Annotated in this window: 14 protein-coding genes; 6 read left to right on the top strand and 8 right to left on the bottom strand. The window is 36.7% G+C overall.

Annotation, left to right across the window (positions count from 1 at the left end):
• Positions 1-232: 232 nt before the first annotated feature.
• The 3 genes from MKY81_RS05355 to MKY81_RS05345 all read right to left on the bottom strand — a co-directional run bounded on the left by MKY81_RS05355 (position 233) and on the right by MKY81_RS05345 (position 4,214).
• Entirely contained in the window at positions 233-586 is a 354-nt protein-coding gene (locus tag MKY81_RS05355; RefSeq protein WP_341117021.1) for a hypothetical protein, read from the bottom strand.
• A 38-nt stretch (positions 587-624) separates the two neighbouring features.
• Positions 625-2,421 carry a ribosomal protection-like ABC-F family protein gene (gene abc-f, locus MKY81_RS05350; protein ID WP_066230615.1) on the bottom strand — a complete coding sequence of 599 codons (1,797 nt, stop codon included), beginning with the start codon at positions 2,419-2,421 and terminating at the stop codon, positions 625-627.
• Positions 2,422-2,780: 359 nt separating this feature from the next.
• A complete protein-coding gene (locus MKY81_RS05345; protein WP_107919848.1) occupies positions 2,781-4,214 on the bottom strand; it encodes an amino acid permease in 1,434 nt (477 codons plus the stop codon).
• Between the two features lie 178 nt (positions 4,215-4,392).
• On the opposite strand from MKY81_RS05345, the gene MKY81_RS05340 reads away from it, so the two are divergent.
• Entirely contained in the window at positions 4,393-5,226 is an 834-nt protein-coding gene (locus tag MKY81_RS05340; protein ID WP_108072062.1) for an HAD family hydrolase, read from the top strand.
• Between the two features lie 29 nt (positions 5,227-5,255).
• On the opposite strand, the gene MKY81_RS05335 is transcribed toward MKY81_RS05340, so the two are convergent.
• Positions 5,256-6,146, bottom strand: coding sequence for an NAD(P)/FAD-dependent oxidoreductase (locus MKY81_RS05335; protein ID WP_066230624.1), 891 nt, complete (start codon positions 6,144-6,146; stop codon positions 5,256-5,258).
• Positions 6,147-6,294: 148 nt separating this feature from the next.
• Here MKY81_RS05335 and MKY81_RS05330 point away from each other — a divergent pair, with 148 nt between their 5' ends.
• Entirely contained in the window at positions 6,295-7,200 is a 906-nt protein-coding gene (locus MKY81_RS05330) for a nuclease-related domain-containing protein (protein WP_328018704.1), read from the top strand.
• A gap of 484 nt (positions 7,201-7,684) precedes the next feature.
• Here the strand turns inward: MKY81_RS05330 and MKY81_RS05325 are convergent, their stop codons facing one another.
• Positions 7,685-7,831 carry a hypothetical protein gene (locus tag MKY81_RS05325; RefSeq protein ID WP_181294654.1) on the bottom strand — a complete coding sequence of 49 codons (147 nt, stop codon included), beginning with the start codon at positions 7,829-7,831 and terminating at the stop codon, positions 7,685-7,687.
• Positions 7,832-8,056: 225 nt separating this feature from the next.
• Between MKY81_RS05325 and MKY81_RS05320 the strand changes: the two genes are divergently transcribed.
• The 3 genes from MKY81_RS05320 to MKY81_RS05310 all read left to right on the top strand — a co-directional run bounded on the left by MKY81_RS05320 (position 8,057) and on the right by MKY81_RS05310 (position 10,557).
• A complete protein-coding gene (locus MKY81_RS05320) occupies positions 8,057-9,325 on the top strand; it encodes a dicarboxylate/amino acid:cation symporter (protein ID WP_376063737.1) in 1,269 nt (422 codons plus the stop codon).
• Positions 9,326-9,412: 87 nt separating this feature from the next.
• Complete coding sequence (locus tag MKY81_RS05315) at positions 9,413-9,883, top strand: hypothetical protein (protein WP_341117011.1); 471 nt, start codon at positions 9,413-9,415, stop codon at positions 9,881-9,883.
• A gap of 173 nt (positions 9,884-10,056) precedes the next feature.
• A complete protein-coding gene (locus MKY81_RS05310) occupies positions 10,057-10,557 on the top strand; it encodes a hypothetical protein (RefSeq protein ID WP_341117009.1) in 501 nt (166 codons plus the stop codon).
• Between the two features lie 252 nt (positions 10,558-10,809).
• Here the strand turns inward: MKY81_RS05310 and MKY81_RS05305 are convergent, their stop codons facing one another.
• Positions 10,810-13,893 carry an efflux RND transporter permease subunit gene (locus MKY81_RS05305; protein WP_108072052.1) on the bottom strand — a complete coding sequence of 1,028 codons (3,084 nt, stop codon included), beginning with the start codon at positions 13,891-13,893 and terminating at the stop codon, positions 10,810-10,812.
• A 98-nt stretch (positions 13,894-13,991) separates the two neighbouring features.
• Here MKY81_RS05305 and MKY81_RS05300 point away from each other — a divergent pair, with 98 nt between their 5' ends.
• Complete coding sequence (locus MKY81_RS05300) at positions 13,992-14,825, top strand: TetR/AcrR family transcriptional regulator (RefSeq protein ID WP_108072050.1); 834 nt, start codon at positions 13,992-13,994, stop codon at positions 14,823-14,825.
• A gap of 40 nt (positions 14,826-14,865) precedes the next feature.
• On the opposite strand, the gene MKY81_RS05295 is transcribed toward MKY81_RS05300, so the two are convergent.
• The gene (locus tag MKY81_RS05295; RefSeq protein WP_108072048.1) at positions 14,866-16,590 is read right to left on the bottom strand and encodes an ABC transporter ATP-binding protein; all 1,725 of its coding nucleotides are present in this window, start codon (positions 16,588-16,590) and stop codon (positions 14,866-14,868) included.
• 189 nt (positions 16,591-16,779) lie between these two features.
• Complete coding sequence (locus tag MKY81_RS05290) at positions 16,780-17,250, bottom strand: (2Fe-2S)-binding protein (RefSeq protein WP_341117007.1); 471 nt, start codon at positions 17,248-17,250, stop codon at positions 16,780-16,782.

The raw sequence follows: 17,250 nt of genomic DNA, 5'->3' as shown, positions 1-17,250 counted from the left end.
TCATTTCTATTTTTATTTATATGTTACTAAAGATATTAAACTGAAAATCTACATTTTTCAATACTATATTTTTATTTTTATTAACTTCTATTTCCGTGCCGTGTATAAATCGCGCATAATTATTAGCACAGCCAATGGACCCTTTGCTCCTCCTAAAGACACAAAAAGAGCCACAGTCAATATGACCATGGCTTGCCTCTAACTATCTTTAAAAGCTTGTTAACCTATTATGTTATTCCTTATATTTCCTATTACTATTGATTTTTACGTATCCATTATCAGTCTTAACTGCTAAAGAATCATGTTGGTCCACTTCTTTAATTGAATATAGTAATGTTCCTTTTTTGAATTTATTAGAAAATGTTTCGTTTTTATTAACATTTGTTTCATTATCTAAGTAAATCTGAATTTCTCCAACCTTCTTATCAATTTCAGCTTCTTTCACTTTTTCATCTGAAACAATATAATTGTACCCTTCCCAAACTACAAATGAATTCTTCCAATCTTTATTTGAGGTTTCTTTATCACCACAGGAGGCAATAATCATTATCAAAAATGGGAAAAATATATAGAATGGTTTTTTCATCAGATAATTCCTCCTCAAAGTGGGAAAGTGTACTAGTCTTACATTTCAAGCTCCGTAATCTTCTGCTTTAGTTCTTTTAATTTCCTTTCATACAATTCCTTTTGCTGTTCATCATCCGGAACTTCTTCAGCAATGAGATTAGCAAGCTGGAGTTCGAGTATGCTTCGCTCATTTTTTATTTTTTGAAGTTCACTCGACATATGTGTATTCTCTATCCACTCATCGTATGTGCCGGGATAATCGAAAACATCCCCATCCTCAAGTGAAATGATTCGGTTCGCCACTTTTCTTAGCAAAAAGGAGTCATGGGAAACCATAATGACAGCTCCCGGATACATCACTAATGCATCTTCGATTCGTTCTCTCGTTTCAATATCTAAATAATTGGTTGGTTCATCAAATACGAGTAAATTTGCGTGGGAAAAATATAATTTCACAAAGGCCACTCGGCATTTCTCACCCATGCTTAAATCTTTCACCTTTTTGAATACGTCCTCACGACGGAAAAGGAAACAGGCTAAAATTGTCCTTGCTTCTGTCTGTGTCATATTCGGTAAGGAAAGAACTTGTTCTAAAATCGTTTCTTCATAATCCAAGCTTTCTAACTCCTGCATGAAATAACCGATACTTAATTGCGGATTCTTTGTAATTTTTCCGTAGCTAGGCTCTAGTTTCCCTGTTAATAGCTTTAGTAAGGTGGTTTTTCCGATACCATTTTTCCCAACGACAGCTATTCGATCTCCCCGATTTATCTCTAATGATAACTGATTAAAAAGAGACTTTTCTGAGGAGTAAGAGAAAGAAACATCTGATAATGCCAGCATCGTTCTACTTGAAAATTCCTCCGTATCGATACGATAATTGATATTTTTCGTTTCAGCTGGTTTTTCAATTCGATTATTTTCCAAACGTTCCAGTGCCTTTTCTTTTGCCTTTAGTCTTGTCATATTTTTATTAGCCTTTTTCTTGGCAAACGGATCGCGTTCACTTGCCGCCGCATGGGCTTTATCAAACCATTGTCTGTACTGGTTCACCGCTTCAGCAAGCTTCTTTCTCTCTGTCTCTTGCTTTTGATATTGCAACTCTAAAGTTTTTTGTTCAAGTTGTTTTTGTTCATGATAGAAAGAATAGCCACCTTGATATTTTCTAGTACCTTTACTTGTCAACTCATAGGTAATCGTTGCTACCTTATCGATAAAATCCCGTTCATGAGAGGTAAAGAGAACGGCACCTTTAAATTGTGATAGCCATTGAACAAGCCAATCAATTGAATCTGAATCCAAGTGATTCGTCGGCTCATCCAATATCAACAGCTTTGGTTCATTTATCATCACTTTCGCAAGTTTCGCCCTCGTCTTTTGTCCACCGCTTAAGTTTTTAAACGGCTGTGACCAAAGTCCTTCTTCTAAGCCCACTTTTGAAAGTTGCCGTTCAATAGCCGCTTCCCAATCATACCCATTCCCATCGATATATTGCTGAAATACTTCCATATAGTCATCGGTATAATTATTTTGGTCTTCTGCCCGCTTTAACTTCTTTTTTAAATCAAGTAGATGTTGATTTTCCATCTCGACAAATTCTCTCGTCGTTCGTTCATCTGTTTCAGTGGATTCTTGGTCCATCCATCCAACTTCATTTTCCTTTACTTTCAATTGAACCGTACCTTTTTTAATTGGTAACTTTCCTAACATACTTTTAATAAAAGTTGTTTTTCCGACTCCGTTATTTCCGATTAATGCAATTCGATCACCGTCACCAATTTCAATTGATGCATTTTCAAATAAAATGTTTCCATTTATTTCAATCGTTATATCTTCAGCTCTTAATAAAAACATACACAGTCACCACCGTTCTATTTTTTTGGATAAAAAAAGCACAGGCATCTGCCTGTGCTAAGTTCGTGACGGTGTGGAAAAATTGGAGAACACAAAAAAAAGCTGATTTCCCCTTTTAAATCCGTACAATATTAAAGCTAGTATCAAAAATAGACATAATTATCCCATCACTCTGACAGCAGGCAGAGCCACTTTTTCGTATAAAATTTATTAGCGAAAAAAGTGTAAGGAAATCATAATGTCTAAATTCGATACCTCCTTTAAGTAGTTACTATTACTATACTCAATTTTGCGGAAAGTTACAACCGTTTCTCTAAGTTTGACCCTTATTTTAGGTTCATTTACTAAAAATAACGGAATCATTGTCCACTTAAGATCGTTTCCGTATCTATCTTTGTTTCTTTTTGATGTGGCTTCCTCATAATCAATGGATATAAGATTAACCCTACTACAAATAATCCAATTCCCAATAAAAATGTCATCATATCGGCTGTTCCTGTTTTGATCACCCAAAGGGAGTAAATAAGAGCCAAGGCAGTGATCATTCCATCCTTTATTCGCGACCCTTTAATCACATCATATGTTTCTCCAGTTAGTACGAGCTTTAATTGATAAATGGCTGAGACTAAATATGGGATAAGATAGGCTAATGTTGCTACAACCATTGCGAAATTATACGCTTGGGTAACTGTCCCCGAAATTGTTGAGAATAAAAAAATTTGGGTCATAACATTTGTTAGTGTTAATGAATTTCTTGGGCTTCCTGCTTTGTTTGTTTTAGCAAAAAAGGCTGGAAATAATCCTACTTTGGCAGCTTGATAAGGCACTTCCGAACTAACGACAATCCAACCGACTGTTGATCCAAATAATGAAACAAGGGCTAAAATGGCAAGAATAAACGGTCCTTTATTACCAACAACTACTCCTAAAGCATCTACTAAAGGTTTGGAAGAATCCTTTAAAACATCCTGTGGCAATGCTCCCATTGTTAATAAGGTAATTCCAATATAGATCACTAATGAAATTAATAATCCAATGATCGTTGCTTTTTTCACATCTCCTTGTGATTTAGCACGATTGGAAAGCATCACGGCAGATTCTATTCCAATAAACGCCCAAAGAGTAGCAATTGCAGCAGAATTCACTTGTCCGCCTAACGAAAAGGACTTACCTGTTGCATCAACAAATTCCTTCGCATTTCCTAAGTTTACTTTATCAAAAATAAAAATTGTAGCAACAATAAATAACCCGAAACCAATAACTTTAGCAACCGTAGCCATTAAATTCATTTTCCCCGCACTATTAAAGCTTTTGGAAAGAATAAGTTGGATTCCCCAAAGCATGATGGAACAAATAATAAATGTGATTGTTTTACCCATCTCTAATTGAAATGAGCCAATTGAAACTAACACTTTCGTACTTTGCATGATCGGAAAAAATGTTGTTAAATACCCCGCGAATGAAATGATTACTGAAGCGGTTGCTGCCCAATTGGCAGCCCAATATCCCCATGCCATGCTATATCCGGCAACTTTCCCGGTCTTCGGAGATGAAAATAAGTTTTGTGCATAGCTTTGTGGGCCGGCCTTTAAATTCGGTTTGCGAATCGCTAAATTTCCGAATACGAGGGCAATCATAAACACTCCTAACCCTGTTGCAACCCATGCCAGCGTTGAACCTAAAGGGCTGGACACTTGTGCTAAATTGGCAGGTAGCATAAAGATCCCGCCGCCAACCATATTTCCGACTACGAAAGTAATTAAAATCAAAAGCCCCCATTTATTATTCATGATGCCTCACCTTTCTATCTGAAAGTCTATTAAACTCGTTCTTTTTAATATGATTTTATTCTATACCAATCCTTTATTTTAGTAAAGTGGTAAATAGATGAAGTAATAAAGTCTAGAAAATAAAAAGATTAAAATTTTTCAATAGGTAAGATTGTTATAATGAACAGGAGGAGTTGATCGAATGGAAAAGATTAAGGTAATTGTATTCGATTTGGATGGAACACTTTACGAGGATACCCATCATTTTGATTATTATGCGAATAAATTATGTGAAAAGCTAGATATAGAGAAACAGGAGCTATTTAGAAAAGATTACGAAGCAATATTAGCAGGAGAACATTCATTAAAAATGGGCGCTGTATTCGATGTTGAACATGATTTGATTTTAACTCATGTAAATGGTCACGTTATCCAGGCACACACATGGGATGGTGAACCTCTTTCGGAGCATGAAGTAGGTGAGCTTTATCCCAAAGAGCTACAATTCAATTTCCACTCCATGTTAAACATCGGAGATTTATGGTGGGTTCCCGCAGCTATTGCTAGGCATTACGGCATTGATAATGAGTCTGCCGGTAAAGCTTTTCTGGAAACCAGACAATATATGATGACTCCTGAGTTTCAAATGAAAGTAGTTCCTGGTTTCAAGGAAGTACTCCAGCAATTATCAGACAATAGAAAACTTGTTCTTCTTACAAACTCGCCAAAACAAGATAGTGAGGTACTTTTGAACAAACTAGGATTCAATCATCTTTTTGATACACTCATTTTTGATGGAAAAAAACCAATTCAAACGAAGGATCATTTAACGAAGATTAAGGAGAAGTATCAAGTTGAGTATCATCAAATTCTATGTATAGGAGATAACGCAATCAATGAAATTTTTCCAGCGAAACGGCTAGGCTGTCAGACGATTTTGATTGACCCGCACGCGATTAGTAAATCGGAAAATGCTGATTATATTGTTTCTCATTTATCAATGCTAGTAAATATATTAAAAACCTTTGAAAGGTAAGACCCTCTCAATGAGGGGTCTCACCTTTTCTAAAGCAAACTTTTATGTATCCAAATCGCTGCCTGTGCTCCTTCACCCATAGCAATCGTTACTTGTTCAGAATGTGCAACGACATCACCTGCCGCCCAAACATTTTTAATATTGGTCATTTTTGTACGTGGATCTGTCAGGATATGTTGATTTTCATGTAGCTGAATACCAATGCTAGCAGCCAGTCCTGAGCGAACATCATTTCCACCTAGTGCAACAAAAGCATGTTCACTTTCAAAATGAAGGTTATTCTCCAGAACAACTCCTTTAAATTGCGATTCCTTTGTTATGACATTTTTGATCGCCTCATTATAGTAGGTAATATTTTTTAATTGTAATTGATTCTGTAGCTGTGCATCTATTTCAGTTTGTTCATGGTTAATATAAATGATGTTGTCTGTCCAATAGGTTAATGTAAGGGCCATATTAGCACCTACATTTCCAGCTCCAATAACAATTGTCCGTTTGTTTTTCACTTCATACCCATCACAATCAGGACACACATAGACACTTACACCAAGACAAGGGTAAATTTCTGGGAAGTTCGGAAGGCGATCCATAATTCCCGTCGCAAATAGAATACGATTTCCAGTATATTTTTTTTCATCTTTAACTGTACATACGAATGCATGATTTTCTTGCTCAATTGTCACAACCGTTTGATTAATAAATTCAACCCCTAAATCTTCGGCCTGACTTCTACCAGTTGTCCTTAAGTACTCTCCACTTACCCCATTTGCCCAACCAAGAATATTATGATAAGCCCGACACAGATTCGATCGTCCATTATGTGAATCAATGACAAGAATTTTGTGCTGATATCTCCCTAGTTGAATAGCCGCCTGTAACCCAGCGATTCCTCCACCGATGATGATACAATCATAAATCAATAGCGTTCACTCCAGCTTTAATTAGTATCGACATAGTTTTTCCAACTTTGCAGCATTTTATTTTTATCTCTTTTATAAATCACTTGAAAGATTAGTCAGAAACATCTTACTATTAATAAAAGATATCTTTTAAGAAGGAAGTGTTGTGATGAATTTTAAACCTCGCTGCATACCCGCAGAGTTGCAAGTTACCCAGTATTTAAATTGGAGAATGAGTTTATCTCCCAAAGAACATTCATACTATTTAAACCTAGAAAAGGGGTTTATTGGCGAACAAAGAGTCGACGAATGGCTAAAGAATTTGTCAGAGGATTGGCTTATACTTGATGATTTACTATTAGAATGCAATGGTACTGTCTTTCAAATCGATAAGGTATTGATTTCTAATCAGAAGATATACATTTTTGAGGTAAAAAATTACGAAGGGGATTTTTATATCGAAGCAGATAATTGGTATACACTTTCTGGAACTGAAATAAAGAATCCATTACTACAGTTGCAACGCAGTGAATCCTTATTTCGAAAATTACTCCAAGAGTTAGGATATCATTATCAAATCGAATCCTATATTATCTTCATCAACCCCGATTTCCAACTGTATCAAGCTCCACGAGATCTTCCTATTATTTTCCCAACTCAACTTAATCGATTTCTAAACAAACTAGTTACAATATCACCAAAAATAAAAGATAAACATATAAAACTAGCAAAACATTTAGTATCCCTTCATATTCATACATCTCCTTACAAACGGACAATTAATTACAACTTTGATAATTTAAAAAAGGGGATCATTTGTACACAGTGCCACTCATTTATTGCTGAATTCCATAAAAATGTATTAATTTGCGATTCATGTGGTTATAAAGAAAAAGTAACATCTGCAGTTTTACGAAGCATAGAAGAATATCTTTTTCTTTTCCCTGAGAAAAAACTTACAGCAAATGCCATGTATGAATGGTGTGAAATAATACCGAAAAAGACCATTTACAAAATTCTCTCAAAAAATTTCAAAATCATTGGACATGGTAAATATTCGCATTATTTACGCTAAGACTGAGATAAACAATCATATTGAATCACTTATTGGACAAATGGTAAATTTTTGTGATATTAATAGGTACTTTTAATGCATTCTAGAGGATACTGAAAGTTCCTGAAGGTGTCTAGCACTTCCTTTTCTTCATTAGAGATACTTATTTTTGTTTTCTTGATCATGATGTGACTCATGAACCTCTTTGGAGGTACTTCCTTTCGTCCATTTGCTCATGATGTACCTCATACCCTCTTTTGAAGGTACTTTCTTCTGCTTTCTCTAGCATGATGTGACTCATGGCACTCTTTGGAGGTACTTCCTTTTATCCATTTGCTCACGATGTACCTCATACTCTCTTTTTGAGGTACTTACTTCTGCTTTCTCTAGCATGATGTGACTCATGGCACTCTTTGGAGGTACTTCCTTTTATCCATTTGACCAGGATGTGACTCATACTCTCTCTTAGAGGTACTTACTTCCGCTTTCTCTAGCATGATGTGACTCATGGCACTCTTTGGAGGTATTTCTTTTTATTCATTTGCTCATGATGTACCTCATACTCTCTTTTTGAGGTACTTACTTCTGCTTTCTCTAGCATGATGTGACTCATGGCACTCTTTGGAGGTACTTCCTTTATCCATTTGCTCATGATGTACCTCATACTCTCTTTTTGAGGTACTTACTTCTACTTTCTCTAGCATGATGTGACTCATGGCCCTCTTTGGAGATACTTCTTTTCATCCATTTGACCAGGATGTGACTCATATCGCCAAAAAAAGGAATCACATACTTATTAAAATGAACCATTGTCAAATCATGCATTTCCGTTGATAATATTTTAGGATAGTATAGAAAATACAGAAAGGTGTTGAACATCTTGGGAAAGCTTCTGGCAAATTATAAATCGACCATTCTACTGCTCCTTTCTATTATTATAGGCGGAATAGCAGGGGTTATCTTCGGTTCAAAGGCAACAATAGTGAAGCCTTTTGGAGATTTATTTCTTAATTTAATGTTCACTATTATTGTTCCGTTAGTCTTTTTTAGCATTGCTTCGGCGATTGCAAACATGAATGGAATGAAAAGACTTGGAAAGATAATGGGAAGTATTTTTTTAGTTTTTATTATAACTGCCCTTGTTTCAGCTATTTTAGGATATATTGGTGCAATTATCGTTGATCCGTTAAAAAATACAGATATTTCTTCTATTAAAAGCATTATGTCATCTTCAGGGGAACAAAAGGCGGATGATGTAACTTTTCTTGGACAACTTGTAAAAACATTCACAGTAGGAGATTTTTCGGAGTTATTTTCGAAAAGTAATATGCTTCAATTGATTGTGTTTTCGATCTTGTTCGGACTAGCAACAGCGATGGTTGGTGAAAAAGGTAAACCCATTGCGAATCTATTGTCATCAGGTTCAGCCATTATGATGAAATTTGTAAAGTTTATTATGTACTATGCACCAATTGGTCTTGGATGTTATTTTGCCACGGTTATTGGTGAGCTTGGTCCACAAATTTTAGAAGGTTATGTTCGTGCGTTTGTATTATATCTTGTTCTTTCCATTATTTATTATTTTGGTTTTTTTACAATATATGCTTTTTTCGCGGGTGGCAAAGAGGGTGTAAAAGTATTTTGGAAAAACGCTATACCCCCCTCCGTTACAGCAATTGCTACTTGTTCAAGTGCTGCTTGTATACCTGTTAATCTGGAATCTGTTAAAAAAATGGGGGTTCCAAATGATATCGCAGAAACGATTGTTCCTCTTGGAGCAAACACCCATAAGGATGGATCCGTTTTCGGCGGGGTTTTAAAAATTGTCTTTCTTTTTAGTTTGTTCGGCAAAGATATGACAAGTGTAACTGGAATTCTAAGTATTATTGCTGTTTCATTTTTAGTTGGTGCCGTTATGGGCGCGATTCCGGGTGGCGGGATGATCGGGGAAATGCTTATTCTTAGCGTGTTTGGATTTCCACCAGAAGTGCTGCCGATTATTGCAGTAATTAGCACAATTATTGATGTACCGGCTACTTTATTAAATTCTACTGGTAACACAGTTTGCGCCATGATGGTTAGCAGACTTGTCGAAGGAAAGAATTGGCTGAAAAAAGCGTTCAGTAAAGAAAATGCGTTATCTTAATCTAGAGGTGTTTCACCCTCTAGATTTTTTGTTAACAACTAAGTATGATATAATCATGCAATTAAATGATGATTTTATGGAGGCAATATGCTTACTTTTGAAGAAAAATTAGCGATTATTGAATCGTTTCCAGAACTACAAAGAAAAGACGTTTCTTTAGGGCGAATTAATTTCCATTATGAGGAAAGTGCGTCAGATAAAAAGAATGTTGTCTATCATTTGCACCCGAACGGAAATGGTTTTGTCTATGCTGAGCTTTTGAATGGCTATGAAGTGAATGATAAAGGAATGACTAATATCCGTGACTTTACGGAGGAAGAACTGCGTACAATCATTCAAAAATCAATCCTTTCACTTGCTCCAAAAACAACGGTGGAATCGTCCATTGTAGGAGATCAATTTGAAGAAAAATGGATCAACCAAGACAATTTTACATTAGTCCTTGTGAATGAAGATGATATGTGGAATGTGTATGCAGGGCTCAATCTAGATGGAACATTTAACTCTTACGCAGAAGCTACGGAATATTTAGACGAAGAAGGGTTCTCGAGATTATAGGAACATAAGTGTAAATTTAAAGTCCCCATTAGTAGTGCTGGTCTTTTCCAACCTATTGATGGGGAATTTTTATTTTTTCAATCACCATTCTTTTCTCATAGCTTATCTGCACAATATTGTGTGTTACCGGACTTGCAGAACGACATAGTATAGAGATTATGGAGGTGAAATTGTTGAAAAAACTCTTTTTTGTCCCTTTATTTCTTTTTGCTATCTTACTCACAGGCTGTTCTAATGACCCCGTACAAGATGATCTACTAAATTATATTAATAAAGAGATTGAAGTAGTAGCTGATTTGGAAAACAAGGCGGTTTCAAAATATGAAAGTGTAACAGGTGTCAATTATACAAATGATCAAACATTATATGATGCCTTATTGGATGAAATAATTCCTACTTACCAAGACTTCTTAAAGAAGTTGGAGGACATTAGCATTGAAACCGATGAAGTAAAAAAAATACATGAAAAGTATATTGATGCAGCCAATCTTCAATATGATGCATTTGTAAAAATACTAAATGCACTCCAAAAACAGGACATCACAATCATCGAGGAAGCGAACGGAATGCTTGCTGACGCCCGAAAAATGTTCCGCGACTATCAAGACGACATAAAAAAGTTAGCTAAAGAACATGACGTCGAACTGAAAAAGAACAAAAAAAATGCAGCATAAACACATTACTCCCGCCACAACTTCCTAGAAAAACCCAAATTGTCCACCACCTGTGGAAACTGTCCATATTCGGTGCCTGACACCAGTGTAAAGACACTTTGTAAAAACACCTTGTAAAGGTACTTTGTAGAGACACCAATGGTACACAAAGAGAGGCTAACCCCTTGTTCAAGATGGTTAGCCTCTCTTAAAGTTTGTTATTAAAAAACGGTTGATTACTGCTAGGACAATGGATTTGTCTCTTTGTTCTGATTAGTTTTCTTCGATTTCTTTGCGGTTTTTCTTGAATAGTTTGGATAGTACTTCGTAGACGATTGGGACGACTACTAGTGTTAATAGTGTTGAGCTTATTAATCCACCAATAACGGTAATTGCAAGTCCTTTGGAGATTAATCCGCCGCCGCCTTCACCAAGTGCTAATGGAATCAATGCACCAACTGTTGCAATGGCTGTCATCAGGATTGGACGGAGACGTGTTGCTCCTGCCTCTAATACGGCTTTACGCATTGTCATTCCGTCACGTTCCATACGAATAATTCGATCGACAAGAACGATCGCATTCGTGACAACGATACCGATGAGCATTAGTAGTCCCATCATAACCGGAACAGAAATCGTTTCGCCAGCAAGAAATAATCCGACAAACGAACCGATTACAGCAAATGGTAACGAGAATAGAACCGCAAACGGTGCAACTCCTTCACGGAATGTAACAACAAGGATAAAATACACAATGGCAATAGCCGCTGCCATCGCTACACCAAGTTGTGTAAAGGCATCTGCCATATCAGCCTGAACACCACCAACTTCAGAGCTGACACCTTTAGGTAAATCTAATTTATTGATATCTTTATCTACCGCAGCGGTAACTTTTGATACGTCTTTGCTTTTAATTTCGCCCGAAACCGTTGCATAATATTCACCTTTACTTCTTGAAAGTGTATTTAACGTCGTGCCTTTCTTCACTTTTACAAGGTCAGAAAGTGGCATTGCTTTCCCTAATGCCGTCGGTATTTTCTTGTCCAAAATATCATCGATTGATTCAGGTTGGGCTGATTGTTCTTGTTGAACGATTACATCCAATGAATCTCCGTCTTTCTCTACTGTCGTTAAAACATCTTTTGTTTTTTGCGGATTTAACATTCCAACAATCTGACCTGTCGTTAATCCATATTTCATCAAGTTGTCTTGTTCTACACGGAATTTATACTCCACATAGGCTTCTTCAGCACTTGAAGAAACATCTTTAAGATCGTCATTTTTATTTAATAAGTTTTCTACTTTTGTGATCGTTTGGTTTAGTTTATTTAAATCTTCACTGTAGAAAGTATAGCTAACTTCATTCGATGACATTGAAGATGCAGAGAAGTTTTGGCTTTTCCACGTACCTGGTTGATCAATATTCTTGACATAGTCCTCAATTTTTTCTTTCACTTTCGGGAAGTCTTTCATGTCCGGATCGAAAATCAAGTACATTAGACCACCACCTGAGCCACCGCCCATCATCGCTGCTTGTGTGTCGCCAGGCTCTGTAACAGATACTTGAACGATATCAATATCGTCACGTTTTAACATTTTCTCTTCTACTTCTTTAATATGTTTTAATGTTTCGTCATGAAGCTCTCCTGCTTTCGGTGTGTATGTTAAATACATGACTTTTTCTTCTTCACTACCTAGAAAACTAAAGCCGATCAGTGGCGTCAATGCCAAGCTGCCAGCTAATAACACAATGGCAATGATGGAAGAAATCCATTTATGGTTGAGTGTTTTTTCCAAGAAACCTTTATACCAATTAGCAAGCTTGCCGGCTTCTTTATGACTCTTTTCCGTTCGTTCCCCATATAACTTTTTCTTAAATAAGAAATGAGATAGAGCGGGAACAATGGTAATCGCCACAAGTAATGAAGCACCTAGAGCAAAGGCCATTGTTAAGGCAAATGGCATAAACAACTCGCCAACCATGCCGCTAACAAAAACTAATGGGGCAAATACAGCAACCGTTACTAATGTAGATGACATAATTGGTTTAAACATTTCAATCGTCGATTCCCGTACAAGAGCACGGCCAGTTAATTTTTCGTCCTTCAAGTGCAGACGACGATAGATGTTTTCTACCACAACAATCGAGTCATCGATAACCCTACCGATAGCAACCGTAACTGCCCCGAGGGTCATAATATTTAAGGTGATTTCCATCCAGTTCAATAGCAAAAATGCCATAAAGATAGAAACTGGGATCGAAATGATCGAAATAAGCGTCGATTTGAAATCACGTAGGAAAAGAAGAATGATCAATACAGCAATTAAACCGCCAAAAATCGCCTTTTCAACCATCGTTGAGACTGAATCTTCAATCGGTTTACCTTGGTCAAGAGTAATATCGATTGCAAGGCCATCGTATTTTTTCTTCTCATCTTTTATAAGCTCTTTCACCTTGTTGACTACATCGACTGTATTAGCTTGCTGATCTTTTACAATTTGAATCGTAATTGCGTCTTTACCATTTGTGCGGGAAACAGATTCAACTTTTCCAACCTTTTTAATGGTCGCAATATCCTTAAGCTTCACAAATGGGGATGGATTCGTTGCAGATGGTGTAACAGGAATCAACATATTTTGTAATTCCTTCACAGTCATGAACTTACCATCTATCGCAACAGCCTGTTCACCTTCTTTAAATTCATAAAGCCCTAATGAAACAGACATGTTGCTTGCTTGAATAATTTCTTTCACCTTATCAGGCGTTAAACCTAATTTATCCATTTTATCTTTTTTGTAAGTAAGATCGACTTCCTCAATGTGTTGCCCGGTAGTCGTTGCGGATGCTACGCCATCAAGCTTTTGAATCTTTGGAAGAAGGGCATCTTCAACGGTTGACGTTAATTCAACAATATCTTCTTTTGAACTACTTACACTAAGAGCCACGACCGGCATCATATTCATACTAATTGCGGATGTTTTTGGTTTTTCCGCGCCTTCCGGTAATTCAAGTGAATCTAAGACAGATTTTAACTCTCGTTTTGCTTCATCCATATCAATACCATATTCATATTCCACTTGAATGCTTGCCATATTTGAATACGAATTGGAGTAAACGGATTTGACATGGTCAAGTCCCTCAACTGCTTGTTCAATCGGCATGGAAACATCATTCATTACCTTTTCAGGAGTTGCGCCAGGGTAGACATCTGATACCATCAAGTATGGAATTGAAATATCCGGAATTGTTTCCATTTTCATTCTTGTGCCTGAGTAAATTCCCGAAACGGTAATAATGATGGTTAATAACCAAACCGCAAGTTTATTCCCCAAAACAAAATTAACTAATCCTTTCACCTTTACACCTACCTTATTTGACATGTTGAACTCAATTACTTATACTAATGACCGATTAGTCAATTGTCAATAAAAGACCCTAGGAGTGAGCAAATAAAATGCAAAAAAAACAACTAATTATGGAAAAAGCGTTAGAATTATTTGCTGAGCAAGGATTCGAGGCAACTTCTGTACAACAAATCACCGATCATTGCGGGATCTCGAAGGGTGCTTTCTACTTGTCCTTTAAATCAAAGGATGAATTGATTTTGGCCATTATCGACTACTTTATGATGCAAATAACCGCTGAGGTTGACCGAATAGTCAAAAGCTCAATAAATAATGATAAACTTTTATATGAATTTTATTATGCTATTTTTCACGCATTTCATCAGAAATCAGATTTTGCACAAGTCATGATGAAGGAACAGTCCCATTCACTCAATCAGGAGTTATTCTCTAAATTGCAGTACTATAATCAACTGTTCGATCAATCGATTCTATATATGATTGACCGTCTATATGGAAAAAAAGCAGCTGCCATAAAATATGATCTTATGTACTGTATTCGAGGCTTTATGGGGACCTTTTCCCATTTGTTGTTCTTTTATAACTTTCCAATTGACTTAGAAAGCCTGTCCAAGTCTCTAGAGGAGAAAACCAATTTCCTTGCCCAACATACAACCATTCCCTTTATTTCTGAGGAATTGGCAGAGTTATGTAAAATAGCAATTCCAGAAGAATTAACAAAAGAAAAAATGATTAAGAGTATTAACCAAAAGATAATGGAACTAGAGGAATCTATAGAAAAGGAGTCCCTAGTCCTCTTAAAAGAGCATCTAATAAAACCCGTTTATAGCCCTGCCATCGTCAAAGGATTATTAGAAAATATTCGAAATCATCCTCAATGCAAATGGCTTTCCTATTTATTTAGTCAATATTTCGGGACTTAAGACCAGACCCTTTGTCAGATCCACCAAAAACAGCAGGAAGTTACACTCCCTGCTGTTCGTATTGGACTTGGTGTAGTTTCGCGAAGATGCCGCCTTTTTGGATGAGTTCGTTGTGTGTTCCTTCTTCGGCAATGCCATCCTCGGTAACAACGATGATTCTGTCGGCGCTTTGAATAGTTGCTAGACGATGGGCAATGATTAAGGTAGTTCGGTTCATTGCTAATTCATTTAACGCTTGTTGGATGATCCGTTCCGTTTCAGTATCAAGTGCCGATGTTGCTTCATCCAAAATTAAAATGGGCGGGTTTTTCAAAAACATGCGCGCAATCGCAATTCGTTGCTTTTGTCCACCGGAAAGCTTCAGTCCTCGCTCGCCAATTTGCGTTTCATATCCAAATGGCAGAGAATGAATAAACTCCTCTAAATGCGCACGTCTTGCGGCTTCTACGATTTCTTCTTCTGTCGCATCTAATTTTCCATAGGCAATGTTTTCACGCAACGTTCCAGTAAAGAGAAAAACATCTTGTTGAACAATCCCAATTTGTGATCTCAATGATTGTTTTGTCATCTCACGTATATCGATTCCGTCAATTAAAATTCTTCCTTCGTTCACATCATAAAATCTCGGAATTAGCGAGCAAATGGTCGTTTTCCCTGCACCAGATGGGCCAACAAAAGCAATCGTCTCCCCTGCTTGAATTGATAAATCAATACTTTCCAGCACAGGCTTATGTTCATCATAACTAAAGGAAACATTCTCAAACTCAATATCCCCGTGAAGATAAGAAATTTCAGTTGCACCCTTTTGATCCACGACTTCCGGTTCTTGATCAATCATCTCAATAAACCGTTTAAAACCAGCCATTCCTTTCGGATAGAGCTCCATAATTGCACTAATTTTATCCACAGGTTTAAAAAGCACGTTTACATATAGGATAAAAGAAACGAGCTCCCCATATGATAAATGATTATTGAAGCTTAACCATGCGCCATAGATCAATACTGCTAAAATAATGAATCGAGTCATCATATAGATCCCCGAATTACTAAACGACATCACTTTGTAACCGCTAAGCTTTGCCTTTCTAAAACGACGATTATTTTTTGTGAATCTAGTAATTTCATAGTTTTCATTTGTAAAAGATTGAACAACACGTACCCCGGAAACACTATCTTCCACACGGGCATTGACGTCTGCTATATCACTATACATTTGCTTCCATGCTTTATTCATTTTTATATTACAAACCGCAATTAACCAAATTAAAAAAGGAACAATAATAATTGTTACTAAGGCTAATTGAACATTAATCGTTAACATTATCCAAAATGCGCCAACAAAGGTCATAACAGCAATAAACATATCTTCCGGCCCGTGGTGGGCAAGTTCACCTATATCAAACAAATCATTCGTAATCCGGCTCATAATATGCCCTGTTTTCGTATTATCAAAAAAGCGAAACGATTGCTTTTGGACATGCTGAAATAACTGCTGCCTCATATCTGTTTCAATATTGATTCCGAGCTTATGCCCCCAATAATTGACTATATATTGCAAAAACGTACTCATAACATAAAGTGCAAGCAACCCGCAGCCCACTGACACAATCGTAGACCAATTTCCATCCGGTAAAAGGCTATCGATAAACCATTGCACAGCAAGCGGAAATCCTAATTCTAATATCGCAACAACGACCGCACTGAAAAAATCAATCATGAATAATTTCTTATGCGGCTTATAATATGAAAAAAACCTGCGTATCATGATGCATCCCCCATCAATTTCTATTCATCTTTAGCGATTATAAATTTTATCATGAATGGAAGCAATCAATTGTACATAATTATTATAATTTTTATTCTAATCGATGATTCGGATATGTAATACTCCCTATTGAACAACTGAATATTTATTATAAGTACAATAAATACAAATAGCGGGTACGTGCACCCGCTATTCCGAGGATTTCTTCATTCCCAACACCGACTTGACCGCCTGTTCAATTTCCTGATACCCTGTGCATCGGCAAATATTCGATTCAAGCCATTCTTGAATAACTTCATTTGATGCATCTGGGTGTTTCTGAATGAGAGAATGGCAATTCATAATAAATCCCGGTGTACAGTAACCACACTGAAACGCAAACGTTTCGACGAATGCTTGTTGAATAGGCGCTCCTCCTAATCCTTCTATCGTAGTAATCTGTTTATCGACTGCTTCAACCCCTAACATAAGGCAGGATTTCATCGGCCATCCATCGATATTTACAGTACAGGCACCGCAATCCCCATTTAAACACCCAGGCTTTGCCCCAGTTAACCCAAGCGTATTTCGTAGTACATTAAGCAAGGTTTCTGCTGGCCTTATATTTACCGTCCTTTGCTCCCCATTTACATGTAATATAACGGAAACTAAAGTAGACAT

The sequence above is a fragment of the Heyndrickxia sp. FSL W8-0423 genome (assembly GCF_038009395.1).
Taxonomy (GTDB): Bacteria; Bacillota; Bacilli; order Bacillales; family Bacillaceae_C; genus Heyndrickxia; species Heyndrickxia sporothermodurans.
The sequence above is the reverse complement of the archived record's forward strand: the minus strand, read 5'-3'. Positions and strand labels throughout refer to the sequence as shown.

What these genes read in the sequence shown, in the direction of transcription:
- MKY81_RS05355 (WP_341117021.1), bottom strand. Translation starts at nt 586, where the DNA reads ATGAAAAAACCATTCTATATATTTTTCCCATTTTTGATAATGATTATT.
- MKY81_RS05300 (WP_108072050.1), top strand. Translation starts at nt 13,992, where the DNA reads ATGCAAAAAAAACAACTAATTATGGAAAAAGCGTTAGAATTATTTGCT.
- MKY81_RS05315 (WP_341117011.1), top strand. Translation starts at nt 9,413, where the DNA reads ATGCTTACTTTTGAAGAAAAATTAGCGATTATTGAATCGTTTCCAGAA.
- MKY81_RS05325 (WP_181294654.1), bottom strand. Translation starts at nt 7,831, where the DNA reads ATGAGCAAATGGATAAAGGAAGTACCTCCAAAGAGTGCCATGAGTCAC.
- abc-f (WP_066230615.1), bottom strand. Translation starts at nt 2,421, where the DNA reads ATGTTTTTATTAAGAGCTGAAGATATAACGATTGAAATAAATGGAAAC.
- MKY81_RS05330 (WP_328018704.1), top strand. Translation starts at nt 6,295, where the DNA reads ATGAATTTTAAACCTCGCTGCATACCCGCAGAGTTGCAAGTTACCCAG.
- MKY81_RS05295 (WP_108072048.1), bottom strand. Translation starts at nt 16,590, where the DNA reads ATGATACGCAGGTTTTTTTCATATTATAAGCCGCATAAGAAATTATTC.
- MKY81_RS05290 (WP_341117007.1), bottom strand. Translation starts at nt 17,250, where the DNA reads ATGTCTACTTTAGTTTCCGTTATATTACATGTAAATGGGGAGCAAAGG.
- MKY81_RS05340 (WP_108072062.1), top strand. Translation starts at nt 4,393, where the DNA reads ATGGAAAAGATTAAGGTAATTGTATTCGATTTGGATGGAACACTTTAC.